The following is a 24,714-nucleotide window of genomic DNA, read 5'->3' as shown; positions in this document are numbered from 1 at the left end:
CGTCCCTTTTCCACTATTTTAATATAAACAGAATACGATGTGCTATTTTGGTAACTAATTGTTGTCAAAAATAAACCTATATTCACAGGGTGTTCTTTATCACCACTGATTGTTAGCCTTCACCAATCGAGCTTTTACAGGCAGCTTATCTTCCACCTAACTACTTTGCATTCGCTGAATTTATGTGGGGGATAAATTCCCTTGCAATAGCAACCATTTTTTCTTGTGCTTCTTGTTGATCACCATTTAATTGATAACCTATTTGATATACATAGCCATTATAATACGTATAAAACTCATTGGCTCTTGTACTAATTTGATAAATGCGCTTGCCTGCCGCATCATAATAATAGTATGAATACGCGAAACCTTTATCTGGTGTCATCGCTCGAAAATATAAAGGATTCATGAAACTCAAACCTACATTCTTGATTTCCCCTGAAAAGTCCTGACTATCCTTAAATTTATAGTTTACTAAAGGATTATGATCCACATTTGTTACCGTAAAATTAATATATTGACGATCCACTCCAGTAAGAGACTTTTCTTTATAAGTAAATTGAAATAGCTTTTGCAAGCTACCGTCTCGCATCTCTGATGTTACCGCATAGACCTCCTGTATATTTGATTTAAACGGAAGATTTTTAGGGTCTATTAGATGGACAGCATCCCCCATAGTAGTCGCTACTGCTTGCATTGCCTCGAAGCCTTGAAGCCTTGAAGCGGTTCATAAAATTTTATATTTTCGCGGTGATGTAATTCATCTGCTATTTGAAGATACTGACTGAACGTTGTCTCTGTTCCTTCAACTTCTATTTGAAATAAATCGGTGAATGATTGTTTTTCTTCTTCATGAAGTATTTCTGTCGTTAAATGGTCAAATGGTTTCGAAGCTTGCCATGCAATAAATAGTAAGATAGAGCATGTCATCATGACGGCTAATGCACGATACGGCCAAAGTTGCTTTGATGGATACGGCTCTTGCTGAATTTGTTGTTGAACCTTTTGAATGATTGCTTCTTTATGTGCTGAGACATCCTTCAATACATGCATTGTATGCTTATCCATGGAAAAGTACCTCCCATTCAATATCATGAAGATCAATTTTTAATAATTCCTTCCCTTTTTTCAAACGTGATTTAACTGTACCTTCAGGGATTTCGAGTAGCTTAGCGATTTCTTTTATCGTCATACCCTCTAAATAAAAATACACAATGGGTTCTCGTAGCTTTAACGGTAATTTCAAAATGGCTTCATCAAAATCGTTTGTTCATCCTGTTGAATAAGCGTATCTTGTAGAACGGATTTTTGCTTAGAAAAAAGCTTGTGTTGAACTGAAATTTTCCGATATGCCCAGCTCTTTAAATAATCCTTACATTTATTAATGGTCATGCGTGCTAAGTACGCCCTCATCTCTTCTCTTTCTTCATACTACTTTTGATGATGATAAAATTTAATAAACACATCTTGAACAATATCCTCAGCTATTTGTAGATCTTTCGTATAGTAGTATGCGATACGAAATAAATGCTCTGTATGTAGTTCCATTAGTTGCTCTAAATATTCTGTATCAGACAAAATCTTTCCCTCCTTCTACACTATAAACGAGGCTACAAGTATAAAAGAATAAATTTAAACAAAAAAACCGTCTCTTCATTAATTGAGACGGTTTCCTTCGAGCCATTATAAATTTTCATCAATATATGTTTCTATATCTGATACAATCGTGTCAATAGGGACATCCTCTGGATTCTCTGCAAACCCTGAATACATTTTTACGATTACGCCATCTTTATCAACTAAGAAAAATTGATTCCCATGGACGACTTGATCGCTGTTAGGATCATTTCTGACGATTATTTTTGTTGATTTTACAGCGAACTGCTCGATATACTTTTGTGAATAACCAGTAAGTAGATTCCATTTTGATTGATCTGGAACATTATATTTTTTCAAATAATCAGCTAATACTTCTGGTTTATCAACGTCAGGATCAACTGAAAACGCAACAATATTATAATCTTCCACACCTTTTTTCTTCAGCTTCTCTTGAACTTGCGTCATATTAAAAGACATTGGTGGACAAATTGAAGTACAATTCGTGAAAATATACATACCTATCCACGGTTTTCCTTTTAAACTCTCTAAGGAAACTTTTTCTCCGCGTTGATTGACATGTTCAAAATCTGGTATTTCCAAACTATAATCTGCTTTAAACTTTGAATTTCCACACGCACTCAGCACAGTTGCTAATGCAAAAAGTAAAACAAGCCCAATTATTTTATTTCTCATCTTTAACACGCTCCCCACTTACACTATCCTCATCCTATCGTACGATGTAACTATTGACAAGGACACTCAAGTGACAGCTTTCGTACATCTTTGTGAAATCGATTTCACTTTAACGAAACAAGTGCATCATGAATGGCATCTAATTTCACTTCTACTCGGTGCAGTAAATAAAACGACACTAAAATAGGAAAACCGATATCCGATATCATGTTTAACCATTGTTCCATGTTAGTCCCTCCTTCGCTGCTAGATGAATAAGACTACTATTGCTGAAAATGGTCCTTGCAGTACATGCTGCAAAGACCATTTCTTGGTTATTCGATTTCTAAATCAAATTCTGTTACTTGACGATCAACGATACGAGCCCCAGTCATTGTAACTAGAGCGCCAGCTTGTCCTTCAAAAACATCTTTAGCGATGATCGTTTGCATGACCTTTTGAATTTCTTCCGCTGTTACCTTTGGCTTCGGTGCATCAATCGCAAATGTTGCCGTTTTCCCTGCTGCTGTTTCAAATTGCAGCTCTAAAACTTGTGTCATAGCGTTCCCTCCTTAGGATAATTCTGTTGTTTCTTGTTTTACAATGCTGTCTAGTGCGTGTGAAGATAGACTTGCAATGGCCTTTGCGACAGCTACTAAATCGTCTGCCATATGCGTGCTGTTCAAATTGCGGTACGTTTTTGTTGTGAACATAGGCTCGTTTTGGTCATCGTGTCCAGCGACATACTTTAAACGCAGTGTAGCACCTACGAAATTGACATTTGCCATGGAGGTCACCCCCTTTCTTACACAATATATACATATATATATAGGTATAAAACCATGAGAAAATTAGGGGTTAAATAATAGAAAAAAGACCGCCCATCAGGGAGTGGCCTCTTTGTTTAGTATGGTTCCGAGATATTTCAAATTTAACTGTAAAAAACTTGTTGCAAACTATTCTTTACTTAAGTTTCGTGCTGTATATAAACTAAAAAATCCAGATATAATTGCAGTTAGAATTGTTGTAATTAGTGCTGATATATTATTTAGAACCCATTGAGATAAGTTAGGAAACAGAGAAAAACCTCCAATTGTAAGGTAATTAACTTCGCCGAATATATTACCTATTATTGTATTATCATTTTGGTTATAAGTAATATCTGTTCTAATTTGATGCGTAGATGTATTACTAGTCACTATATTTGTATTGTTTATATCAAATTTTTGAGGTTCTCCTGTTTTTATTAAATTGATAACACCGTCCGAAGTATTGAATGATGTTGTTTTATTGCTACCACTTAAATAAAAATCGTATACTTTTTTTGAATCCTTGATAAAACTAGTTCCTAGTCCACTATTAAATTCAGCTAAAAATTTAAGATTAGATTTATCTTTGTTAATTTTAAATATTTCTAAATCATGAATATCCTTAACAAGTTCTCCTTTAATATAAACCTGCCATCCGAAATCTGGATCCAGACTTATATTAGTTTCATCTTTAATTTTCATATCAAAAATCATAAAGTCTTTAAGATTAGCTCTATCGCGATTATTCATTTCATCAGAATTGATTGGAAAGCTGGAACCTTTTTTAAAAAGTATATTTATTTGGGGTACACTTATATCCTTATTAAACAAACCATAACTATCAGATTGTAAAAATATTGTTTCAAAAGTATGGGTCCCCCTTGATTGAATTTCTAACATATTGCTAAATTCAATGTTTGGATAAACTACATTTGTACTTAAATACGGAAATCTATCATCTTCTATTTGTATCATGAGTTCATTTTCTTCCAAGGTTATTTTAGTGTCTTTATATTTTACTACTACTGGATCAACATTATTTATTTTCCCTTCCCTAATTTGAAATTTATCAGAAGTAATCTTAACCCTGTTACCTGTGTTCAAATCTGAAATAGTTATAGAATCTACTTTTCCTTTATATGAAAACCAAGCTTGTTTAGGAGTAAATACAAAAAGAAAAAATACTACAATTATTGGCGTTAATATCGGAAAAATTACTAATAGTATTCTCTTAATAATACTTTTTCTCTTTTTGTATTTTTCTTCTTTCTTTTTTTCAGCCAATACTATATCCAAAATATCATTACTCATAAAAATACTATACTCCTTCTTATTTTTTAGATTTTCATCCCTGTATAATCCTATATAGCCAAATTTTATTAAATAATAATGTTCTTTTAATTTCAAATAAAAAACCATATTATTCTTTCTTAAATTTTTCCAATTAATATTCTAACCAATTTGCTAAGTTTGGTCTATTACATATTTCTGAACTACAATCACGTTCTTTTAACCAATTGTAGAAAGGCACTGGACGTTCTTTATTAGGTGTTTCTTCAATAGAATGTAATTTAACAGACTTACTATTTGATCGCTCTACAGCCTTGTTATTTGCCCCTGTGAATACAGCTCTCAATGTACTCGCAACTGTCAGAACACCTTCTTTAATATCCATAGCAATTTTGAATAGCACGTTTTTAGCTGAGATGAAGTCTTCCACAGAATTTACTTGTGATGCTAATACAACTTTGTGCAATTCATCTTTTAAGTTATCTGCTAATGGTAGTGAGTGCATGAAATCAAATAGCATTTGCTGATACTCATTCATGTACTCTTTTTTCCTTTCAGCTTGCAAAGCCAATTCATTTTCTAATTCACATAAATTATTATTTGCTTGTTTAGAACTTAAAAGATTAAAAGATTTAGATGCTTGATTCTCAGATTGTGGACGGCAAATAGCGTCATTACTAGCTTCATCGACTGTTTCTCGTTGGGACACGCTCGATGGGACATAAGGTAAAATACGATAAATACTAGCCCCTTTGATGCCATTTAATTTAATGCCAGGTACCTTTTCAATGATTCCTAACTCATCTAATTTTTTCATCGAACGATAAACTGTCTTTGTGCTAATCTCTAATGCTGTAGCAATGGTACTTGCTTTAAGGTGGCATACTCCTGGATGCTCCAAGCTGTGTGAAGCTAACTTGAAAACGATAACTCTTTCTGATTCTGTTAATTCGTAATAATGAGCATCCATGTGATCTTCCACACTCTTATCCATTTCTGTTACTGAGTTGAATGTTATGTATTGTTCTAAATATTCAAATGCCATCGTTCTCACCACACTTCCGTTATTTTATATAACTAATTAATGATAATATATAACACTAAAATTATAATGTAAAGATTTTTATAACTTTTTAGTGATAATTTATTTATTTTTAATTATCAAATGATGTATTATAGTTATAAGAAGACAAACGAAAGAAGGTGATTTTATGGGAATGGCAAAAAAAATTAAAATGCTTATGGTTGAAAAAGACATAACACTTTCTGAACTTGCTGAAAAAATCGGTACTTCACAGCCTAACCTTTCAAATAAGTTGAAACGTGATAATTTCAGCGAGAAAGAATTGAATCAAATTGCAGAAGTTTTAGATGTGGAATACGAGGCGAATTTTGTGTTAAAAGATGGAAGGAAAATATAACCATTATAACCCACAAAGTTCTAAAATACTTTATCCATAATAAATGGAGATGTTTAAATGGAACAAAAAGAGATTTTAACAATCCAATATAACAAAAATGAAAATAAAATAATATGTTCGAATGAATTTTTATCAACTTTGAATGATAGTGTGAAAAAAAATTTAAAACTATTAAAGTATTACAATATTAATCAAAAAAAAATACTAGCTGCTTTTTTTGCTAGCAATAAAGAAGTTCCAAATACTTTACGATATAGTGTAGATAATAATTTGCAAACTCTTATAGGAAATATAGGAACCATTGGATTTTATAACGAAAGCTTAATATCAAACAATTTCGAAAGAAGTATAATTATCATTTTGGAATCTCCACATACAGATGAGTACGATTCCAACTTTATTCCTATAGCACCAGCACAGGGTACTACAGGAATAAACATAGAAACTTATTTACTAAAATTATTAAAATTAATAAAAAATCAGTCTGATTTTTTCACACAGCAAACAAGTTTAAATATTTTAATTGTAAATCCCGTTCCATTCCAAACCTCTTTAGCATATTTGACAAACGGTACTAAAGATGATGATGTAAGAGATCAAGTGTGGAGGACTATTTGGCATTCAGAGAATTATCAGCGGAAGTTTTCAGAAAAAGTTAATAACTTTAATAATATTGATCTAATTATTAATGCTTGTACAACAAATCTCAAATCAGAAATTACTAATTTTTTAATCAATAATTCTAATATATCACCTATTTATGAATGTTCTCATCCATCAAGCTGGCATTCTTTTCACACTAAAAACTTTAACTTAATTAGAATTAGGTAATTTATTTCCTATTATTTTTTAAGAACAGATAACTAATTACAGTTGTCTGTTTTTTTATATGTACTTTTCCCTCCAAATTTTCTAGAATGGTAATTGGAAATGTAAGGGAGGATTTTGAAATGAAAAAATTATTCTACATAGGAGCTATGTCAGCATTACTACTTGCTGCATGTGGTGAAGAAAAAGTTGAAGAAACAGATAAGGCTCAGGAAGAATTAGATAAAGCAAAAGAAAAAGAGGTTGAACAAGCTAACAAAGAAGCTGAGTTAAAGGCTAAAGAAGAGGAAGAACGAAAAGCTAAAGAAGTTGAGGAAAAGGCTGGAGACTTAGCAGAGAAAGAAATTACGGTAAATGAAGCGAAAGAAATATTCGAAGATTGGCTTAGTGAGAATGATAAATTAGTTAGTTTAACTATCGAAAATGGTGAGATTAAAGCAGTAATAAACTTAGGGCCTAATAAATTCAATTTACCACTAGAAAACATGGCTGTGACTAGTTACAGTAGCGTATCCGATGCACTACTAGAAGAAGAAGGTTGGAACACATTAACGATTGAATATGTCGGTGTTGGAACAGTATCTATGGATATCTCTGAAAAAGAATCAAATGAACTCGGTATGAATTATTTCCCGGTAGCAACCATAACTGAAAAGTTAAAGTAATAATTTAGTCACTCAAACGAGTGGCTTTTTTTATGAAAATTTTTAGCAAAATAGTAAAATAATTTACATATAGCTATTTACTTTATTTAATAGGTATAGTATAATAAGAGTATAGAAAGGAGGTGAACTAGAGTGGATGAATTTGAAAAAATCCTTGCAACAGTCGCACTTGTCGCAACAACATTCAAAGCTATCACATCAGGCTTTAAAGACATCTACGACATGACACAAGGAAAAAAGAAAAAGCGACGCTCCCCTACCAAGAAGAAACGTCGCAAGTAACACTGGAAGGAGGTTAACCCCCTCCTTCTCAATCAAATTATATCACATCCACTTACATGTATGAAAAAATTGCTTCAAAAATTCGGTTACACAAACATTGCTTTATTAATTGCCAGTACAATCATAATAACGGTATACGTTGATTTTCAGAATCCATCAACTTTAGATTATGTATTAATTGCACTGTACGGAATCACAATCTTAATTCACATCACAAGACTTATTCTGTTTATGTTTAAAGCGAGGTGAGGTAAATGGAATACACATTTGGATCAACTGAGGAACTTCTTGAATTTCTAAATGCGGAATTGGTTTCTGCAGCTGAAGCAGCTGAGATATTGGAAATATCTAAAGTTCGTCTCGGTAAATTAGTAAAAGACGGAAAGTTAATAGCAGCTAAAGAACAACCAAAAATGTTTTTAAAAAGCATGTTATTTGAGAAAAAAGATGAACTTGAATCACTACGTAAAAAGTTTAGACCGTATGATGAATAAACAAAAAATGACCAGGTACTCACTTTCAATTGAGCGCCTGGTCTATTCTATTTCGAAATTTTATTTTATTTTTTGGTCCCGTCAAACTTATGCGATTTACAACGTTAAGAAATATACACGATTTTATGCAAAGTGAAGAACAGATCAAACAAGTCATCAACGTTTACGCTGTCTGTATAAAAAGATGTATTTCCAAACTTGCATTTGGGAACGCTTTTAGGTGTAAAAAATGTATATTAATTATATTGGCGTTCCATAAAATCTCTATGTTCTTCATTAATTTTTACTGCTTTTTCCGAATTCTTTACTTTTTTTATATCTTTTAAATAATTTTCGTGGATTTCTGTTGTTGCTAAGACTTCTTCTATTGTCTCTTTAAATTCACTTGAAGAATCTTTAAGTTCTTTAGGTAGTTTCATTTTCTTAAATTCTTTGATTTTTTCAATATTATTTTGATGTTTTTCGAGATATAAATCTACTTGTTCTCGATATTTTTTGTCATAGTCCCCATCGTATGTATAAAGTTCTTCAAAATTAGTATACATATCATTGTTAATTGTTACTAGAGTTTCCCGAAAATCTAGTAATTTTTCTTCCGTTAATTCCTCAGCACAACCAGTCATTAAAATACTCATAAACATAAGCAAAGGTATAAAAAATGATTTTTTAAGCATAAGATTTACTCCTTATCTAATTAATATATCCCGGTAATAATAACATATATTAACTTAAAAGGAAAATCTGATAATTGTTTATTTTCTACTTAATTTGCTCGTTATTAAAAATGCTACAAAAGTGTCATTTTGGAAGATTTTTCACTTAGCGTTGTAAATCTGTATTTTTCTGATGCTACCCCATTTTGTGTAAAACATGTTCTAATTCACTTATCCAATTTTTCCCACCATATACAACAAAGATTGTTTCATTCTCTCCATCATCAATAACATGAATTCTTTGTGTAATGAAAAGATTTAATCCAAGTTCAACTCGATCTACATCCTCCAAACTAACTTCCCAATATAAATTAGGATTTAGATTTATAGCATGGGCGCAAAATATCAACCGTTGATTTGTTAACAACAAACGACCTCCATCAGATTTGGTTAAACTGTAATACATATTCCCTAAACCTGTGCGTATCGGAAATTCATTTGTATTCATTTCAATCTCATTGAAAAAGATTTTTTTATTTGCTAGCTTAAAATCATTAGAATCATAAGTGATTTGTTTCGACTTTGACGTAATAATATAACTACCACAGTACTCGCAAACATTTTCCTCTGGATCAAATGTTGCTGCACAGTTTGGACAATTTAAAGCTTTAACCATAGCTTCCTCGCTCCTAATATGTATTAACATAAAGTATACTTTGAATTACTAAATATACCAATATTATAAAGCAAAAAATGCCCAGGCTCAAAATTAATTGAGTACCTGGGCATTTGAATTACATGGCTGATTTATTTTACTTCATACAATTTTGTTATTTTGCTCTCATCGTTATAGACTAGCTTCAGTCCTAATAACGCGGCTATCTCACGCACTTGAACATGCGTCCTACCATCTATAATCATAGCAGGAATGGATTTACTATCATTTAACATTACTTTAGCTTGCGCTTCTTTTACTTCTTCTTTTTTTATCGTATATCCTAAATGAGCAGCTAAAACCTCTGCGATGGCAGCGCAAATAGCGTTGAAATTTTTATGATACAGAGCAACGTCGGCTTCGCTGTCTACAAAGCATACTTCAATTAGGATAGCAGGTTTATAAGTGTTTTTAAGGAAATACAGCTCAGTGCGTTGTTTAGGACCGCGGTCTTTAAGTCCCGATGCTTTTGAAATTGTAGCACTTACTTTAGCTGATAAATCCTTCATATCGTAATACAATACCTCTACTCCACGCGGAGCATCAGTAACACTTGCAGCATTAAAATGAATGCTCCAGTCTAGTTCTCGTACTTGTTTATTGTGATAATTTACGATGGTTTGGAGATTTTGATTTTGTGTAGTCGATGTATCATCATGGAACACTGAACCAGAACCATTGTATTGTATTGTTAAGATACGATGTACCTCATTTGTTACTTTACGCGCCTCATCTACTTCATCAATGAGATGTTTTGCACCTCTGATTTTCAATCCGTGACCACTGGATCCTACGTATCTTTTTGTCATTTCACTTCACCCTCTCCTGATTTATCCTTTACGATCGATAAAATATTTTTAATAAAGTCCGGCATTGGTAAGCCCATCTTTGTACCGTTTTCTGTGATAGAAATAAATTCGAGTACACAGAATGCAATGGCCGCCCCATCACCTGCGTACTCGATACCTGGAATTACTAGCGACAGTAAATACACTGATCCGACTAGCATTAAGTAATAAATTTTTCGTATGATGCCGTTGAAGCCTACCCGACTGTTCAAGTTTTGATTAACAACTCCACTCATAATGCCAGTTGCATAATCTATAGCCATAAAGCCGATTAAAACAGTCACAGCCATTCCTAAACCGTCAACCGAATATGAAACCAACGTGCCAATTGCTCCACTTACTGCAGCAACCCATTTTTCCATTAGAACACTTCCCTTTTCACAATATAAAAGCCCTATACAATAAACTGTAGAAGGCTTTTCAAGCACATATTAATTTTTATTTTTTACTGTAAGTTTGTAATAACGATAGTCATTCGGCTTCTCTAATAAAAGTCCCCTACTTTCTAAAGTTATAGCACACCATCTCAAACATGAAATTTTTTTTACTGAAGAAACTGGCTCTAATATAAAATTTCGGCTCAAAATTTTATGCATATCACCATGGGTAAAAGTAATTAAGTCTATATCACCTCTTTGCTTTAACCACTTTGAAATTGTTAATAAATCTTTCAATATCAATTTATTTACCTCTGGTGGTAAGCAAGGCTTATCATCGTATCTTTTAAATATACATCTTACAAGATAAATAGCATTCACTCGTTTTTTTCTTTTTTCTTTTTTAATTTTTTGATTTAATTCGTAATTAACTCCATCTGTTGTAATTACAAAAAATGACGCCTTTTTATTAATTTCCAGTTTTTCAGTCAATCTCATAAATTTTCTTTTTTTGTACTCTCCTATTAAAGCTACCATCAGAATTAGGCTGATGGTAACCCCAAACGGAATGTATAGTTTATCTATCCCTTCAACAGAAATTAATACAAATAAAATAAGGTAAATTATTAGTAAATAAAAAGTCACTTTATTTAATATCTCAAGTTTTCGCATATCACTTATATTGTTCACTTAGTTAATCACCCTTCCCTTAACATAGTTCGACAAAAGGAAAGGATTCCCTGCAACTTTAGGCATAAAAAATAACGCTAGCTTATGCTGCGTTTACTTAGTTGCTTGGATTTTGTTAAGATTAACTGTCATGTGTATCTCCCACTTGTTTTACAGGTGGATTAATGTACTCATACTCTTCTCGAGTAATAATTCCATTTGTCACTAGATTTTCAACTTGAGCTATTGTTAATTTTTCTGCTTTAGTTAAGCGTTTTAAAGATTCAATAAAAGGACTCATACAGTTCCTCCTCGCATCATAATATCTAAAACTGCCCCATCGACATTGGAAGTAACTTCTTTATTAACGAAGTTATCAATGCGATGAGTTTCAGCTTGGAATAGATTCAATTCCTCTTCTTCCATTGCTTTGTGCATCTCTGCTGTGATGCGCATCTTTCCATCAGAACCATCTTCAAGCATATGTTCACCCTGCATATCTTCACGCAGAATAATCAGTGCCGGAGTAGCTCTAATAGGTAGTAAACCTCTGATTGAGCTGTATTCAACGAGAGTAATGTAATTCCCCATCTCCTCTACAGCTCGCTCAAGAGCTTCCAACTCAGTTCTATCATGTTCGTTATATATATACAAAGCTTTCATCATGTACCAACCTTTCTAACTAAGAATTGTCCAGCTGTCCCAGATGTTCCAGAACCGCCATATTCAATGCCCGGAGAGCTAGAGGAGTTCACAGGGTAACCACCAGAGCCACCGGTACCGCCAGATAATGAGAAGCCACCGCCATTATTAGAGTACGAATCACCATATAGTAGAAGAACTGTTCCTCCACCGGCCCCTCCACCACCGCCTCCGCCAGAAGCACCGATGGTATATGTCCCATAACTGTTAGCTGAACCACCATTACCACCAGCCCCGCCTTGAACCTCAATTCGAGAACCAGAGCCCATTGTAATCTTACCTTTAGCGATAAGAAGAACAAACCCACCAGCCCCTTGACCAACCCCACCAGCCCCACCATCAGCGCCATTGTTATTCGTAGTATCAGTTATAGCACCACCGCCACCACCGCCACCTGCTCCACGACTAAGACCGCCAGGACCTTGTTTAGCGTATGAACGAGGAGAGTAATCAACTGATGACGCATCACTAGCTGAGCCATTACCACCGCGGGACAACATGCCATTGACACCATATGATGAGCCTTTATTGGCAATCATGTACTCAGGTCCATACGAATCAACATAGGACTTACCAGCACTACCACCATTTCCTCCTGGTGCGTGGTTTATAGCACCACCGCCACCACCGCCACCGAATCCACCACAAGTAGTAGGGTTAACATCACCATTACCGCCAGTAGCTCTAAGGTTACCATACGTATTAGTAGTACCCCCGCCATAGCCACCATTCCCACCATGACCAGCCTTTAACTCTCCGATAACACCGAGAACTTCATGGATGTTGGAACTTGGGTGGGAAGGGAACACTTTTGAGAGTGGATAAGAAACAGCAGAGTCACCACCCTTTTGATTCATATCAATAGTTCCATTAAGCGTTATATCACCTTGAGACATGATAACAAGACCGTTCACAGCCCCATATGTTCCAAGAATGTGACCAGACGGAAGAGTGAAGTCAGTGTATTGCTTGATGCAAGCGCCACTATAGGTATCAGCAAAGCGACGAATTGTTGGAGTTTCAACAACAGAATCCGTATCAAGAGTGACCTTTGTACCAACAGTGCTGCCGTCTTTCCTAGCAAGGACAATACGAATATATTTACAGTAGATATTGTTCATGTTACAAACCATGTTGTTAGAATTACTACTAGCATCAAATGTCATGTGGCGAGTCCAGTTATTGTTGTCCATACTGGATTCAACAGCTAAGCTAATACTAAGATAGCCATACTCTTTATAATAACGGAATTTAAACTGGTCTACACCAACAGCTTTGTTAGCAGTCCAAGTCCAAAGAGTCGTTCCAATAGGAGTACTAGGTTCAACTGACTGAATTGTATTTGACGGAGACTTTAACCAAGTCCTAGTGCTCGTATCAGTATCAAGCAAGCCATCAGCACCATTACCCCAGTATGCAGGGGTAGAGACACCGCCTCCACTACCCTGTAAAGTAAAATTTCCAAGTGCACCAGAGTAGCTGATTGTATAAACTCCTCCTGCTTTCATATCACCAGAATTTATAGCTGATCCATCAGACTTCACGACATTCTTCACACCAAGACCGTTCACATTAATCGTAACAGCACCCGTGTTCAACACTTTGTTTTCTAATCGAATCGTTAAACCAGCCACATATGATGCGAGTGCTGTAGGGATTGTAACAACCTTAGCGTTAGCAGTACCAGTATCAAGAGCATGATACGTATGCTGGGATATGTCAGAAACATGTTCAGTAACTGACTTTTGAAGTGTATTCAGATTTCCACTGACAATCTGAACCTTTTCATCAACATATTTTTCACTTGCATATATAACTGAAGTATCTATTTTCAATGTGACAGCACTTGTATTAGTCACTTCAAAGATAGCTTTAATAGTGAGCTCTTTGGTACTACCTTCCGAAAAAATAGGCTTGTATGTCACTGGTAATTTCCCGATTGCTAACAAAACATTATTCTCATCAAAAATACCAATTTCTCGAATTTCAAAACCACCAACCGTTCCAGGTATGACGGCTTTAACAACAATCCAATTAGGATTGTTCGGATCGGTTGTTACAGATGATGCATTACCAATCCACACTTGATTGCGTAGTGCTGTAGCTTCTTGTGTTGGTGTGTAGTAGGCACCATTACTATCACCTACACCTAATTTCGCAAAGTTTACTTGTTTTTGAGTAATCGAGGCATTTGCAATGGCAGCTAAACCAGCGTTTGTAAGTATTGTGTCAAATCTTTCACTCAATTTAATTTCCTCCTCTCGGATAAATGGTTAGATTTTCAGAGTTTGCTGTATTAGCAGCTGCTATTTTAATTTTTGATTTTGTTGACAAGTCAGTAGCTATATATGGATACACCACAATTTCTTCCCCTGTAAGTGTTGCTGCTCCTACATGAATTTTGTTTTGTCTAGAAGTTAAATTAATATCAAGCACTTCAAGCCAAGAACGATTATTTTTGTAGGTTTTTATTAAACGTTCCAGAAGTTTGATCGTAGCATCGTCAACGCCTCTATCAGATACATCTATATGTGCCTTGAAATAATAAGGATCTCCATCATATTCAAACCATTCATCTATCTTTCCTTCCAGATTCAACAATTCAAATACACGTAATAGCGCAGATTTTGTCCCTTTTTTTCGATGTATGTGTAAAGCATTTCTTACAACGTTTTTCTTTTCTTCAAGGGTTAGCCCCTCGTAAAAATCAACATGCTTCTCATGTGCTAAAAAATCGACAAGCATGCTAGGTGCATCTTTTAATAAGTACAGGTTTGAAATGGCTCTAAACTCTTCATATAATTGAGTAATTTGTATTTCAAACGCTTCGGCCAGTGCAACTGTGAATGGATCACTTTGTAAGGAGTAAGGTAGTAATTTTTTTATTAAGCTAGTCATCGATGAACCCCATAAATGTTAATTTATGCTCATCCACAACAGCTATTTTTGTTTTTTCAATTTCGGTATAACTTACCCCAATTACCTCCACACGCTCTGCTAGCTTCTCTGTTTGTGTACTTTTTAATCTATTTACGATTTCACTTGGATTGACGTCGCGGCCTAATTTAGAACGTTGCCAAACTAAATAGTCTTGATATTCAGCCTCGATTTTTTGCATGAGCCCATCAGCTACTGTTGCTTTTGAGTTAGGCAACCAATATTGCACTTCTATACTGAAATTTAGTACATCAGGAATAGTCGCTATTACGTTATCTGTGAGTGGTCTTACATCACCTGGAGAACAAATGGCTAAGATTTCATCTAAATGCTGTTGTGTTGGAATTTCACCATTTTTAAGTAGAGCCACGATTCGCGTAACGCCAGGTGAGGGGCTATCTACTTCAACATCTGCAATATCTTGACTAGATGTTAATGCATAATACTTATACGCTAATTCTGGTCCAGCAACAGAAAATTTTTCTGGTGCTAATCGGATACGCTCTGCATATGGATCATCATCTTCTATTTCCACTCCACCACTTGAAACAACAGTGTTAACAACAGATTTTACGTAAGGCAATGGATCCACTAGTGTAACTGTCTCACCTGGTAGATAATCGTTACCGATTTCACCTGTTTCTGTGCAAGTCATTGGTAATTCAATGTAATTGGTATCGATAGGAACTACTTCTACCTTTGTTGTTTGAAAATATGCCTCTGCAATTTTTATCCGTGTTCCTTGTGGAATCGGTAAAGCTACACCTCTAGTAGCCTCTAAATTGAATCCTATAATTGTAGTAGCAGCTTTTTCATCTAATCTTGATGTGTCCAATTCGTCACCTTTTAGATCCAACATATCGTCTGTCGCGTATGCTAACAGCATTTGTTTCAACGCGTGTTCAGCTCGATTTCGTTCAAATGATACAAAGACGGCCTGTGACTCAACTATCTTTCGCCTTGGGTCAGCACGTTGAAACTCTAGCCCTGTTTTATCATTTATGTGCTGCAGCATTTCACTAACAATAGATTCAGGCGACTTATCAAAAAACGTTATATCAGGTAAATTAAAGCGATTCGTCATTTATTGTCACCTTCACTTTCGTTCTAAGTAGCCCTTGTTCGGCTTCGCCTGTTATTTCAATTTCCTCGACAGTAGCCCGTGGCTCAAATTGATTTATTGCTTCAACAACATTTGCACTATGCAATGCTTTAACGATAGTAATAGGTTTATCAATTACAGACTCAATCCCAAAACCACGATCTAAAGGGCAATTCATTGTGTGAGTAGACAAAATAAAAGCGACATTTTGCAGTACTTCTTGTACCCCTGTCGCTCCGAAATTAATATTTTTCAAGGCTTCTACTTCATACAAGTTAACTCACTCCTTTAAACTTAGAATATTTAGTACTAGCTGTTATATACTTTCCACTGCCGAGATTGTACCAATCACCTTTTTTCTCATAGACGGTTAAAGTGTTATTCTTGTATGCACACCCTAGAATTTTATGGTTTGTACCCGGTCCAGAGCGTATATTAACGGACTGCACAGTAATTATAATAGTACCTGTTTTTTTCATTGATGCTTTACTGCTATTGCTGTTGTTTGAAGTTTTAGCTGTCTTTTGAGTAGTTTTCTTTGATGATTGAATAGTAATCGGATACTCCAACATTTCAATTGTTGCATCAATGGCAAGCATTCTACCTTTGTTGTCGATATCCGGATATTTCTCTGTGATTCTATTTACAACAAAAGCATTATTTGAAAAAGGGCGATTTCCAATCACTAATATTGCTCGTTTTCCTTTTCGAATATATTCCTGCCATTTCTCAAGTTCTTTTATTGGATTGACACCTAATGCAGCACGTAGCTGTATATCAAAAGAAATCGGAGCTATATCTAATCCTTCGAATTCTAGAATGGGTTTTTGATGCTTAATTTCATGCTTGGTATATCTAGCTTCCATTGTTCGGCTTAACTCATTAAATGTTTTTACTTGTTGAGCTGATACTGTAAACACTAAATCACCAAATGTTGCGATTGTGCCCATAACATCACCTCACCTCTATTCGATTTCGCCTATCATATAACCTTTTCCATTTGTGAATGAGCATACAACGTGTGCATCTACTTCTGGCAGCTCATTACCTTTAAACACCTGAATTTCACGCGATACCATATCATTACTTTCTAAACGTTTCACACGAATATTCCTTGTCGCCTCGTCAACACTTACTACTTGGCATTCTTCCATATCAATATCCCTCCAGACATCTGCGTAAATATAATGTGGTGTATGAATCATTGTGCACCACTTTAGATGCAATGTACTTACCATTTAATTTTCCGTACTCAACCAATTTAAATGTCATGCCAGCATACAGAGGTACTAATGAATACACTTTTAATGTCACTGTTGTAGCCTCTTTATTCTTTTCACGAAGCTTTTTCTTAGCAATTCTTAATGCTTCCGCTTGAGATTTCACCTCTTGTTTTACATTGAGAATACGGCCAGTCTTAGGTTGTTTTTTCGGAGTAAAAGTAGCAGAAATGGTTTTCTTTTTTACGGTATGTGTAACTTTGCAAGCTTTGTATGTGTCTGTTAATGTACTAGAGAAACTACGTTCAATTACCTTTATTAAGTCGGTTTCCTTGCTTTTACGTCTGATGTAATACTTAGCTTCCTGTTTTTCGTAATCTTCCTCATTTAAAACGACAATGCTGTTATTGGCGATTTTTAAACAGAGTCCTTCGTCTTTACATAAGCGATAGATAAAAGCTAAGTCTGTTTCATTGTCCTGTTCAACACGATCTTTTGTTGGATTATCTGAGGATTGCCAAACTAATTTCATACCATTTCTTTTCGCAATTTCAGTGAATACACTTTTTAATTTTACTTTTTCCCATGCTTTACTCTTTTCTTCTCCACGTAAACTAGACTTTTCGGATGTGGCCAATGCCATAATAGTAATCACAGATTCTCTACCATTGATCGTATCAACTTCAAATTTCCCGATTTGCTGTTTAAAGGAACTGTTTTCCCAATTCAATTTTTCAATTGTAGCTTGTATAATCGAACCTTTTGTTGGGAACCAGTCACCAATCCACAACGCCTCTTTATCTTCTAATTCAATATTTAAATCGTCTATTTCACCTGATAAATTATCTGTATATGTCCAAGAAATTAAGTGCTGATTTAGTATTTCTTTGATACTTTGATGATTATAGAGAATGTTGAGTTTTGTACTTTTGGCAACTTTCGTACTCATAGTTCATCTTCCTCTCCTAACCATTCAGGCCTTTCTGTAACGTCCTCTACCAAGACTTCAGGAACGTTTAATAAAAGCCCACCCTCAAAAATTAAAACATCTTTACATTGAGGATTGGCTTCAAATAAAAGAGGAAGCAAATACTCGCTTCCCCACAATTTATATGCAATTAAATCCCACGTTTCACCTTGTATAGTTCTATAGCTACTCAAGTGCAGTCCTCCTAGATGTAGTACCGCCTCCAGTTGGTACCTGCGCGTTATCAATACGTGTTTTAAAACTGTTTAAAGATGCAATTACAGCTTGTGTCGCCGTTTGAATACCTTGCATATTGAACATTCCAGTTGCCGATGCTATTGCTGCTGCTAGACTGGACATGTTAGATGTTGATTGATCAGTTGCTGTTTTAAGTGAATAAAACGATGTAACAAAGTCCATACTTACTGATCCTGTATACATCGTTAAATTATTCATATTAGCGGCTGTTGTGCTAGCACTCGTTTGAAGCTCCGTAAATGATCCGGTCAATGTAGTCATAGTTTGACCTACCATTGGAGCGCTAGTTGATATTGCTGTAAAGGCCGTATTAGTGGTTACTAAACTTGTTGCAAGTGTAGTCATAGTTTGCCCAATAATCGGAGCACTTGTAGCTATTGGTGTAAAGGCTGTATTAGTAGTTTCTAACGTTGTTGCAAGTTTGTTGGCAGACTCATTTAATTTTGTGGTATCTAGTGGTTTAGTAGCTTCGGTATTTGCTTGTTTCGTTGGCGCAGATGCTTGTGCCGGTTCTGGTTTAGCTGGTTCACCACCACTTCGTACAGTATCAACAGCTTTTCCACCTAACCATTTACCACCGAAATATCCAGCTGCACCACCAATGGCTCCACCTGCAACTGTACCAATCGGTCCAAACATTGTCCCAATCGCTGCTCCAGCTTTTGCGCCACCCCAGCCTCCAACAGTTCCACCTGCAGCTTCTCCAGTTGCTTTGACTTTATCTGATGATTTAAATATATCCAGGCCGCCTGAGATTAGACTTAATGGTACCAGCCCTTTACCAGCCCATTTACCTGCAGTCGATAAAGCCTTTCCACCGCCTTTGGCAAGGCCTTTACCTGTATCCCAAATTGATGATAAGACGGATTTTTTACCACCTTTACCGCCATTTGATGTTATTTCTTTTGCTGCTGAATTTTTAGATGTTGTTGTTGCTTCTTTATTATTCTTTTTTGACCCTGCCGTATCTTTTCCTTTCTTTTTCTTTTTATTTTTTGATTCTGTAGAGGTAGAAACTATATCTTCTGATTTTTTACCTTTTGAAGAGTCTTTCTTAGTTTCCTTACCGCCCCTTTTTTCCATTGCCCATCTACCGGCACCTATAGCGCCTTTCATGAGTGTTCCGCCACCTAGCATCCAAGCTGCAGCACCTAAACCTAGCGCTCCGCTAAAATTTCCCTCCATGGCACTCGATAAAGCCCCGCTAGCAGCTCCAGTTAGTCCGGCAATCCATGCTTTACCTGCGATTGTACCTAACTTCGTAAAGATTCTACCCATCGCTTCTCCGCCTGGACCGCCTAACCATGATTCAGCTTTTTGCATAGTCGTGTCTAACATGTATTCAACTTTTTCACCAAAGCCCATATCATTAAACATTTCGTATTTTTGCAGGTCTTTGCTGTATTGAATCATCATCTTTTTTGCATCTGCAGGGTCCATATCAGGTGTTATTTTTGGTTTAATCGGTTTTGATGTACTAAATGGTGCAGTAATATCACTCAAGACTTTTGCTGTAGCTTTCCCTGCTTTTTCAATACCGCCCATGTTTTTATCAAGAGTTCCCGTTATACCACCAAAAAACTTTTGAAGCACTGGTAAGACAGGTGTCATAAACTTGATTTGTGCACCCTCGATACTACTCTTTAAAAGTTTAATAGATCCAGCATAGTTATCTACCATCGTTGCGGACATTTTTGCTGCTGTTCCGTCTGATTTCTCCATTGCAGTTGTCATTCGGTCCAACTCATCTGAACCAGTCGAAAGTAAAATAGCCCAATGTTTAAATGCTTCTGCACCAAATATTGTTTGTAGCGTATTAACTCGCTGCTTATCACTCATTCCTGCTGTGCCTTTTTCTATCTCTTTTATCACGCCAGGTAGGGACTTCATTTTTCCATGAGCATCAAAAAACTCCATGCCTAAACTTTTCGCCTTTTTCGCTGCTTTTCCTTCATCCTCAGCTAATTTACCCATTGAGCTTGAAAATGCTTGACCGGCTATTGAACCCTTCAAACCTTGGTTAGCCAGCGCCATCATTGCTGCAGATGTTTCTTCGAGTGACCATTTAAATTGATTTGCGGTAGGAGCTGCATATTTCATAGCTTCACCGATCATCTCAACATTTGTATTTGCGTTAGCTTGAGCGTAAGCAAATACGTCTGCAGCATGTCCAGCTTTGGCTGCGCCCATACCAAACGCTTGCATTGTATCAGATGTAATATCGGCTGCTCTACCAAGGTCTAGCGATCCTGCAGCTGCAAGGTTTAACATTCCAGGCATGGCAGATATGATTGCATCCGTTTTCCAACCCGCTAATGCGAGGTATTCCATACCCTCTGCTGCTTGGGTAGCAGAAAACACTGTCGATTTACCAAGGTTTTGTGCAGTGTCATTAAGTCTAGTCAAATCAGCACCTGTTGCTCCAGACACAGCTGATACTTTTGACATCTGCTGTTGGAAATTACCAGCTGTATTAAGTGACGACATCGCTATACCTGCAGCTGTTGCAGTTGCACCAACCGCTCCGACACTTGCCACTGTTTTAGCTGTATTCATACCACTTGAAAAGGTGGATTTCAAAGCAGTAATCCGCCGTTGTGATCCTTCGAGTTGTTTCAGTTCGCGTGATAGCTTTGCTGTACCTTCAGCATATTGAGATTGATGGATAGTTCCTTTTCTATAATCACTTCCCAAGCGATTCATTTCTTGCTGTGCAGCTTTTGCTCTGCTGCTTAAATTCTTTAGTCCCGACGAAGCAGTTCTAAATGAACTATTAAATGATCCACCGATAGCACCGTTTATCTGAACCGTTGTTTCAAATGTTTTAGACACTATCCATCAACCCCTTCAATATCATCAATTGCTTCCATCCAAGCATTTAACTCACCTATACTTTGTTTCACCCAAAACTCCATGCTACCTGGAACACCAATGCCTAACTGTATATATATCTTTCTAAGACCCTTAGCACCATTGTTCCCTACCAACTTAAGAAAAAATTTCTTGTTTGGAACGCCACTTCTAAATAATCACCACCGTGTAATTTTCTTAAATCATCCTCCATAATGCCAGATGCCCTAGACATCAATTTCAAAATAACAGCTTGATTCCATAAATCATCAAAACCAGTACCCATTGCACGTAATTCAGCATCAATTTTTAAAATCTTATCCCCAGTCATTGTTGTAAAATCAAGTTTAACTTCATTTAAAAGCGTCCCATCAATATCGATAGGACGCTTGATTTTAACCATTTTAATTTCTGGGTTCTCATTTTTTGTTTTTTTGTCATTCTCTTGACCATTTGGTTGCTCGTTTTTTGGTTGATCAAGTACTTGTTCATTTTTTTGTTCAGTTGAGTTTTCAGTTTTCAATTTTCTATCCCCAATCAATTGTTTTTTATATACCTAGTGCAGCACGTAATTTTTCCATATAATCGACATCTCCGACACGATAAATATAGTTAAGTTTATCAATCTCAACCAATGTCTTTCCGTCATACTCCATTTTCAAATATAAAACTTCGACTTCCGTTGACGCTTCGTAAGGAGATCCTTTTGATACCTTACCTAAATCATTATTCATTGGAATCCCACGTATAACAACACGGTTCACTCTAAACTCATGACTACCTTTTAAACTATCATATTCTTGGTTTGCTAATCGGAAATCTAACTTTATCGCAACCGGCTTTAAAAACTCCAATAGTTCCTCGCCGATCATTCGCCAGTTAATTGTGGTTTTCATTGACTCTAAGTGGCTAAAGTTTGGTGAATCATATTCCCCCATAACTCCTCCTCCACTTACAGTTTCAGCCTTTGGATTTAATGATGGTAGCTGTAAATCAGCTACTCCCTTTAATTCAGGGCTACCATTTACATATGCTCTAAAATCATTTAATTTTTCAGGGATTCTTGGCATTATTTTGTGCCCCTTCCTTAGTTAAAAATTTTGTCGTAATAAGATGTGTCTACTTGTAATATGTTTTCAATTTCTTGTGCTGGCGTTGGTTCAGCTACAAAATAGCGGAATATTATTTTACCTTCTGTTAACTGTTCCTTCGGATTATCTTCCGCTCGAGCTTCTACTCGGCCACCAATAATTGCTCCTTCACCTTGCAGACCATTCATCCACATATTCATCTCGTCAACAATCTCATCAACAAGACGTCTACGGATTGGACCATCTACTTTTTCCCATGTTTTAAGAACAATTGTATTGCCAATAAAATTATGCATTAGACGCGTTGCGTGGAATTTATCTTTTATATCCGTAACATCTGGATAAGCAGCTGTGTAATTCCCCCATGTAACAAATCCATTTACAAAGTTTAATGCTGTTACAATGCCTTGATCATTTAAAATTTCTGCCTGATTCGGTTCCAATTCTACCTCTTCGTAGCTGTCACCCTTTTTGACAACAATCTTATCAATAGGAATTGTTTTATTTGATGCAGATTCATATGGGTAGTTTTTGTTGATTGTGCAAACTTTTAAAATGTTACAAGCTAAATGAGTCGATAAGTGATACACTTTATTTTTTTTAGCGACTAATGGCCAACAAAAAGCTTCTAGCTTGCCTGTATAGCCGTTGTCATTTTTCCAACCAAATACATCCGTAAACACTACAGTTTCGCTTGTATCTGCATCTGTTAAAGCGAACGACTTGAAGTACTTATTTACTGAAGTTGCTTTTGCTCGCATAACTGCAGCTACAGTTGGATCAAGTGCAAATTTCGGTGCTAGGATTAAACTAGGTACCATGCGTAAACGTGGAAATACCTTATTAATGCACTCTAAACCTGATGCTTTCCCTGTATCAACATCATATCCACCTATTACATCAGTGGCTGTAACAAGCGAAGGATCCAACATATCATACTCTGCTATAACTGCTTCTTGGATGGTTAAAAAAGCGATTGTAACTAGACCATCATCATTAAATGACGCAATATAATCTACATCTTCTTTTAGCGTTTCATTATTCGCTATCAACTTTAGTGATTTTTTAAGTACACCATAATTTTTAATCGTAGCTTTATGATTCTCGATTGTTAACGTTTGTTCTGTAAGGCGCTTTTTATGCACTTCTGGATCTAATACATTTACAAAAATAAACGGAGCTACTTCAAACTCAATAAACGCTGCATCTGCTACTTCACATAACGTATAGTTGTCCCAATCCTTCGAAAACCCAAACTGCTTTTTAAAGTCTGTGAAAGATTCACATTTAATTGGTTTATTTACATTATCAATGCCCTGAACTAAATTGACAGGTGCTGTACCAAAAACAACAGGTACGATGCCAGGAACAACAGTAGGTGTTCCTGGGCTTGTTGGTTCCTCAAACACGCGCGAACCGTGTGCCATATTACTTCACTCCCTCAAAGTATTCTATTACTTTATTGTAAAACATCGATTCTACTGTTCCAGAATCATTCAAACGCATTTGAACCTCGCTTAATTTCTGAATAGGTACAAATAATTGTTTAAAAGCTGGACATGCTTCAAGATGATTCTCTACTTGTTTCGGATAACCACCTTTAAAAACAGAATAACGTTGTACCCCTTTCACTGGAGGTCCAACGTAAATTAATTGCTGTTCATTTTCTTTTGTCTTTTTAACTGCCTCGTCAACCTGTTCAGTTGATGCAGTTTCTTTTTCTTTTGCCTTTTTAATTGCATCACCAACATTTTCAGACGATACCTTTTCAGATACTTCAATAGTCATCTAATACACTCCTGTCCCAAGCTACTTGCGGTAAATTGAACTGTACATCCATAACACCATGCCACATAGGCTTCATTTGTTCTTCAAATAACGTTGTACTCATTTTTCCTGTTAGTACGGCTGCACCAAATATTTGTTTTTTTCCTAATGCAATTTTTATTCTATTAATGACATTTAACGTGTCGCGCCAACCATGTTGCTCATCTTTGCTATATGTTCCAATAACTAATCTAAGTGTGGCGACATTCTCTTTATATTGTTCTTCATCTTCATCTAGATAACGCACAATAACAAATGGATAATCCTCTTGTTCTGTATCTTCACCTCTACGTGAAGATTTTTCTTTTGGAGGTAAATAGCCGTCATATACCGTAGGAGCTTTTTCGATATTTTCATCTTTGGTAGATAATCGCATTTCTTTCAATTCCTCATTTAGAAATACAACTAGCTTGTCTATTAAATCGATATTTAACATTT

38 protein-coding genes are annotated in these 24,714 nt (G+C 35.8%); 5 read left to right on the top strand and 33 right to left on the bottom strand.

The window, feature by feature from the left end; all coding sequences use genetic code 11:
• Positions 1-160: 160 nt before the first annotated feature.
• From ACQKN4_RS18365 to ACQKN4_RS18315, 11 genes are all read right to left on the bottom strand, one after another.
• Complete coding sequence (locus ACQKN4_RS18365) at positions 161-697, bottom strand: hypothetical protein (protein ID WP_427484461.1); 537 nt, start codon at positions 695-697, stop codon at positions 161-163.
• Complete coding sequence (locus ACQKN4_RS18360; RefSeq protein WP_427484460.1) at positions 685-1,068, bottom strand: hypothetical protein; 384 nt, start codon at positions 1,066-1,068, stop codon at positions 685-687. Before ACQKN4_RS18360 ends, ACQKN4_RS18365 begins: the two co-directional genes overlap by 13 nt.
• Complete coding sequence (locus ACQKN4_RS18355; RefSeq protein ID WP_427484459.1) at positions 1,061-1,213, bottom strand: RNA polymerase sigma factor; 153 nt, start codon at positions 1,211-1,213, stop codon at positions 1,061-1,063. The genes ACQKN4_RS18360 and ACQKN4_RS18355 overlap by 8 nt, the downstream gene beginning before the upstream one ends.
• Before the next feature lie 29 nt (positions 1,214-1,242).
• Positions 1,243-1,392, bottom strand: a complete 150-nt coding sequence (locus ACQKN4_RS18350; RefSeq protein ID WP_427484458.1) for a hypothetical protein — start codon at positions 1,390-1,392, stop codon at positions 1,243-1,245.
• 39 nt (positions 1,393-1,431) lie between these two features.
• Complete coding sequence (locus tag ACQKN4_RS18345) at positions 1,432-1,578, bottom strand: RNA polymerase sigma factor (protein ID WP_240518192.1); 147 nt, start codon at positions 1,576-1,578, stop codon at positions 1,432-1,434.
• A gap of 105 nt (positions 1,579-1,683) precedes the next feature.
• Positions 1,684-2,292, bottom strand: coding sequence for an SCO family protein (locus ACQKN4_RS18340; RefSeq protein WP_427484457.1), 609 nt, complete (start codon positions 2,290-2,292; stop codon positions 1,684-1,686).
• Between the two features lie 104 nt (positions 2,293-2,396).
• A complete protein-coding gene (locus tag ACQKN4_RS18335) occupies positions 2,397-2,519 on the bottom strand; it encodes a YvrJ family protein (RefSeq protein WP_082337366.1) in 123 nt (40 codons plus the stop codon).
• An 87-nt stretch (positions 2,520-2,606) separates the two neighbouring features.
• Positions 2,607-2,831, bottom strand: a complete 225-nt coding sequence (locus tag ACQKN4_RS18330; protein WP_079560132.1) for a DUF2922 domain-containing protein — start codon at positions 2,829-2,831, stop codon at positions 2,607-2,609.
• 12 nt (positions 2,832-2,843) lie between these two features.
• Positions 2,844-3,059, bottom strand: coding sequence for a DUF1659 domain-containing protein (locus tag ACQKN4_RS18325; protein ID WP_427484456.1), 216 nt, complete (start codon positions 3,057-3,059; stop codon positions 2,844-2,846).
• 168 nt (positions 3,060-3,227) lie between these two features.
• On the bottom strand, positions 3,228-4,391 hold the full coding sequence (locus ACQKN4_RS18320) for a hypothetical protein (protein WP_427484455.1): 1,164 nt from the start codon (positions 4,389-4,391) through the stop codon (positions 3,228-3,230).
• A gap of 133 nt (positions 4,392-4,524) precedes the next feature.
• Positions 4,525-5,415: a helix-turn-helix domain-containing protein gene (locus ACQKN4_RS18315; protein ID WP_427484454.1), complete on the bottom strand. Its 891-nt coding sequence runs from the start codon at positions 5,413-5,415 to the stop codon at positions 4,525-4,527.
• A 166-nt stretch (positions 5,416-5,581) separates the two neighbouring features.
• Here ACQKN4_RS18315 and ACQKN4_RS18310 point away from each other — a divergent pair, with 166 nt between their 5' ends.
• From ACQKN4_RS18310 to ACQKN4_RS18290, 5 genes are all read left to right on the top strand, one after another.
• Complete coding sequence (locus ACQKN4_RS18310; RefSeq protein WP_427484453.1) at positions 5,582-5,791, top strand: helix-turn-helix domain-containing protein; 210 nt, start codon at positions 5,582-5,584, stop codon at positions 5,789-5,791.
• Between the two features lie 57 nt (positions 5,792-5,848).
• The gene (locus tag ACQKN4_RS18305; protein WP_427484452.1) at positions 5,849-6,622 is read left to right on the top strand and encodes a hypothetical protein; all 774 of its coding nucleotides are present in this window, start codon (positions 5,849-5,851) and stop codon (positions 6,620-6,622) included.
• A gap of 119 nt (positions 6,623-6,741) precedes the next feature.
• On the top strand, positions 6,742-7,284 hold the full coding sequence (locus tag ACQKN4_RS18300) for a hypothetical protein (protein ID WP_427484451.1): 543 nt from the start codon (positions 6,742-6,744) through the stop codon (positions 7,282-7,284).
• 132 nt (positions 7,285-7,416) lie between these two features.
• Complete coding sequence (locus tag ACQKN4_RS18295) at positions 7,417-7,566, top strand: hypothetical protein (protein WP_427484450.1); 150 nt, start codon at positions 7,417-7,419, stop codon at positions 7,564-7,566.
• A 254-nt stretch (positions 7,567-7,820) separates the two neighbouring features.
• Entirely contained in the window at positions 7,821-8,060 is a 240-nt protein-coding gene (locus tag ACQKN4_RS18290; RefSeq protein WP_427484449.1) for a DNA-binding protein, read from the top strand.
• Between the two features lie 236 nt (positions 8,061-8,296).
• On the opposite strand, the gene ACQKN4_RS18285 is transcribed toward ACQKN4_RS18290, so the two are convergent.
• From ACQKN4_RS18285 to ACQKN4_RS18180, 22 genes are all read right to left on the bottom strand, one after another.
• Positions 8,297-8,734, bottom strand: a complete 438-nt coding sequence (locus ACQKN4_RS18285) for a hypothetical protein (protein WP_427484448.1) — start codon at positions 8,732-8,734, stop codon at positions 8,297-8,299.
• A 175-nt stretch (positions 8,735-8,909) separates the two neighbouring features.
• Positions 8,910-9,389 carry a PH domain-containing protein gene (locus tag ACQKN4_RS18280; protein WP_427484447.1) on the bottom strand — a complete coding sequence of 160 codons (480 nt, stop codon included), beginning with the start codon at positions 9,387-9,389 and terminating at the stop codon, positions 8,910-8,912.
• Positions 9,390-9,520: 131 nt separating this feature from the next.
• Complete coding sequence (locus ACQKN4_RS18275; protein ID WP_427484446.1) at positions 9,521-10,237, bottom strand: N-acetylmuramoyl-L-alanine amidase; 717 nt, start codon at positions 10,235-10,237, stop codon at positions 9,521-9,523.
• Positions 10,234-10,638: a phage holin family protein gene (locus ACQKN4_RS18270; RefSeq protein WP_427484445.1), complete on the bottom strand. Its 405-nt coding sequence runs from the start codon at positions 10,636-10,638 to the stop codon at positions 10,234-10,236. The genes ACQKN4_RS18275 and ACQKN4_RS18270 overlap by 4 nt, the downstream gene beginning before the upstream one ends.
• A 69-nt stretch (positions 10,639-10,707) precedes the next feature.
• The gene (locus ACQKN4_RS18265; protein WP_427484444.1) at positions 10,708-11,343 is read right to left on the bottom strand and encodes a hypothetical protein; all 636 of its coding nucleotides are present in this window, start codon (positions 11,341-11,343) and stop codon (positions 10,708-10,710) included.
• Positions 11,344-11,464: 121 nt separating this feature from the next.
• Complete coding sequence (locus ACQKN4_RS18260; protein WP_427484443.1) at positions 11,465-11,623, bottom strand: hypothetical protein; 159 nt, start codon at positions 11,621-11,623, stop codon at positions 11,465-11,467.
• Positions 11,620-11,976, bottom strand: a complete 357-nt coding sequence (locus ACQKN4_RS18255) for a hypothetical protein (protein WP_427484442.1) — start codon at positions 11,974-11,976, stop codon at positions 11,620-11,622. The genes ACQKN4_RS18260 and ACQKN4_RS18255 overlap by 4 nt, the downstream gene beginning before the upstream one ends.
• 8 nt (positions 11,977-11,984) lie before the next feature.
• Positions 11,985-14,270, bottom strand: a complete 2,286-nt coding sequence (locus ACQKN4_RS18250) for a phage tail protein (RefSeq protein WP_427484441.1) — start codon at positions 14,268-14,270, stop codon at positions 11,985-11,987.
• Between the two features lies 1 nt (position 14,271).
• Entirely contained in the window at positions 14,272-14,922 is a 651-nt protein-coding gene (locus ACQKN4_RS18245; RefSeq protein ID WP_427484440.1) for a phage tail protein I, read from the bottom strand.
• Positions 14,915-16,045 carry a baseplate J/gp47 family protein gene (locus tag ACQKN4_RS18240; protein WP_427484439.1) on the bottom strand — a complete coding sequence of 377 codons (1,131 nt, stop codon included), beginning with the start codon at positions 16,043-16,045 and terminating at the stop codon, positions 14,915-14,917. The genes ACQKN4_RS18245 and ACQKN4_RS18240 overlap by 8 nt, the downstream gene beginning before the upstream one ends.
• The gene (locus ACQKN4_RS18235) at positions 16,029-16,337 is read right to left on the bottom strand and encodes a GPW/gp25 family protein (RefSeq protein ID WP_427484438.1); all 309 of its coding nucleotides are present in this window, start codon (positions 16,335-16,337) and stop codon (positions 16,029-16,031) included. Before ACQKN4_RS18235 ends, ACQKN4_RS18240 begins: the two co-directional genes overlap by 17 nt.
• Before the next feature lies 1 nt (position 16,338).
• Positions 16,339-17,013 carry a phage tail protein gene (locus ACQKN4_RS18230; protein ID WP_427484437.1) on the bottom strand — a complete coding sequence of 225 codons (675 nt, stop codon included), beginning with the start codon at positions 17,011-17,013 and terminating at the stop codon, positions 16,339-16,341.
• Positions 17,014-17,028: 15 nt separating this feature from the next.
• Positions 17,029-17,217 carry a hypothetical protein gene (locus ACQKN4_RS18225; protein WP_427484436.1) on the bottom strand — a complete coding sequence of 63 codons (189 nt, stop codon included), beginning with the start codon at positions 17,215-17,217 and terminating at the stop codon, positions 17,029-17,031.
• A gap of 1 nt (position 17,218) precedes the next feature.
• Positions 17,219-18,232 carry a phage late control D family protein gene (locus tag ACQKN4_RS18220; RefSeq protein WP_427484435.1) on the bottom strand — a complete coding sequence of 338 codons (1,014 nt, stop codon included), beginning with the start codon at positions 18,230-18,232 and terminating at the stop codon, positions 17,219-17,221.
• Positions 18,229-18,444, bottom strand: coding sequence for a tail protein X (locus ACQKN4_RS18215; RefSeq protein WP_427484434.1), 216 nt, complete (start codon positions 18,442-18,444; stop codon positions 18,229-18,231). The genes ACQKN4_RS18220 and ACQKN4_RS18215 overlap by 4 nt, the downstream gene beginning before the upstream one ends.
• Positions 18,437-21,340 (bottom strand): phage tail tape measure protein, encoded by a 2,904-nt coding sequence (locus tag ACQKN4_RS18210; protein ID WP_427484433.1) that lies wholly within the window; start codon positions 21,338-21,340, stop codon positions 18,437-18,439. The genes ACQKN4_RS18215 and ACQKN4_RS18210 overlap by 8 nt, the downstream gene beginning before the upstream one ends.
• Positions 21,340-21,495 carry a hypothetical protein gene (locus ACQKN4_RS18205; RefSeq protein ID WP_427484432.1) on the bottom strand — a complete coding sequence of 52 codons (156 nt, stop codon included), beginning with the start codon at positions 21,493-21,495 and terminating at the stop codon, positions 21,340-21,342. The genes ACQKN4_RS18210 and ACQKN4_RS18205 overlap by 1 nt, the downstream gene beginning before the upstream one ends.
• A complete protein-coding gene (locus ACQKN4_RS18200; protein ID WP_427484431.1) occupies positions 21,489-21,881 on the bottom strand; it encodes a hypothetical protein in 393 nt (130 codons plus the stop codon). The genes ACQKN4_RS18205 and ACQKN4_RS18200 overlap by 7 nt, the downstream gene beginning before the upstream one ends.
• A 25-nt stretch (positions 21,882-21,906) precedes the next feature.
• Positions 21,907-22,428, bottom strand: coding sequence for a phage major tail tube protein (locus ACQKN4_RS18195; RefSeq protein ID WP_427484430.1), 522 nt, complete (start codon positions 22,426-22,428; stop codon positions 21,907-21,909).
• Between the two features lie 17 nt (positions 22,429-22,445).
• Positions 22,446-23,876, bottom strand: a complete 1,431-nt coding sequence (locus ACQKN4_RS18190) for a phage tail sheath family protein (protein WP_427484429.1) — start codon at positions 23,874-23,876, stop codon at positions 22,446-22,448.
• 1 nt (position 23,877) lies between these two features.
• Positions 23,878-24,237, bottom strand: a complete 360-nt coding sequence (locus tag ACQKN4_RS18185) for a hypothetical protein (RefSeq protein WP_427484428.1) — start codon at positions 24,235-24,237, stop codon at positions 23,878-23,880.
• A complete protein-coding gene (locus ACQKN4_RS18180; protein ID WP_427484427.1) occupies positions 24,227-24,712 on the bottom strand; it encodes a hypothetical protein in 486 nt (161 codons plus the stop codon). The genes ACQKN4_RS18185 and ACQKN4_RS18180 overlap by 11 nt, the downstream gene beginning before the upstream one ends.
• Positions 24,713-24,714 lie beyond the last annotated feature (2 nt).

This window comes from Lysinibacillus sp. NPDC093692 (genome assembly GCF_050280125.1).
GTDB lineage: Bacteria > Bacillota > Bacilli > Bacillales_A > Planococcaceae > Lysinibacillus.
Note: the sequence above shows the minus strand (reverse complement) of the source record. Positions and strands in the feature narration are given on the sequence as shown.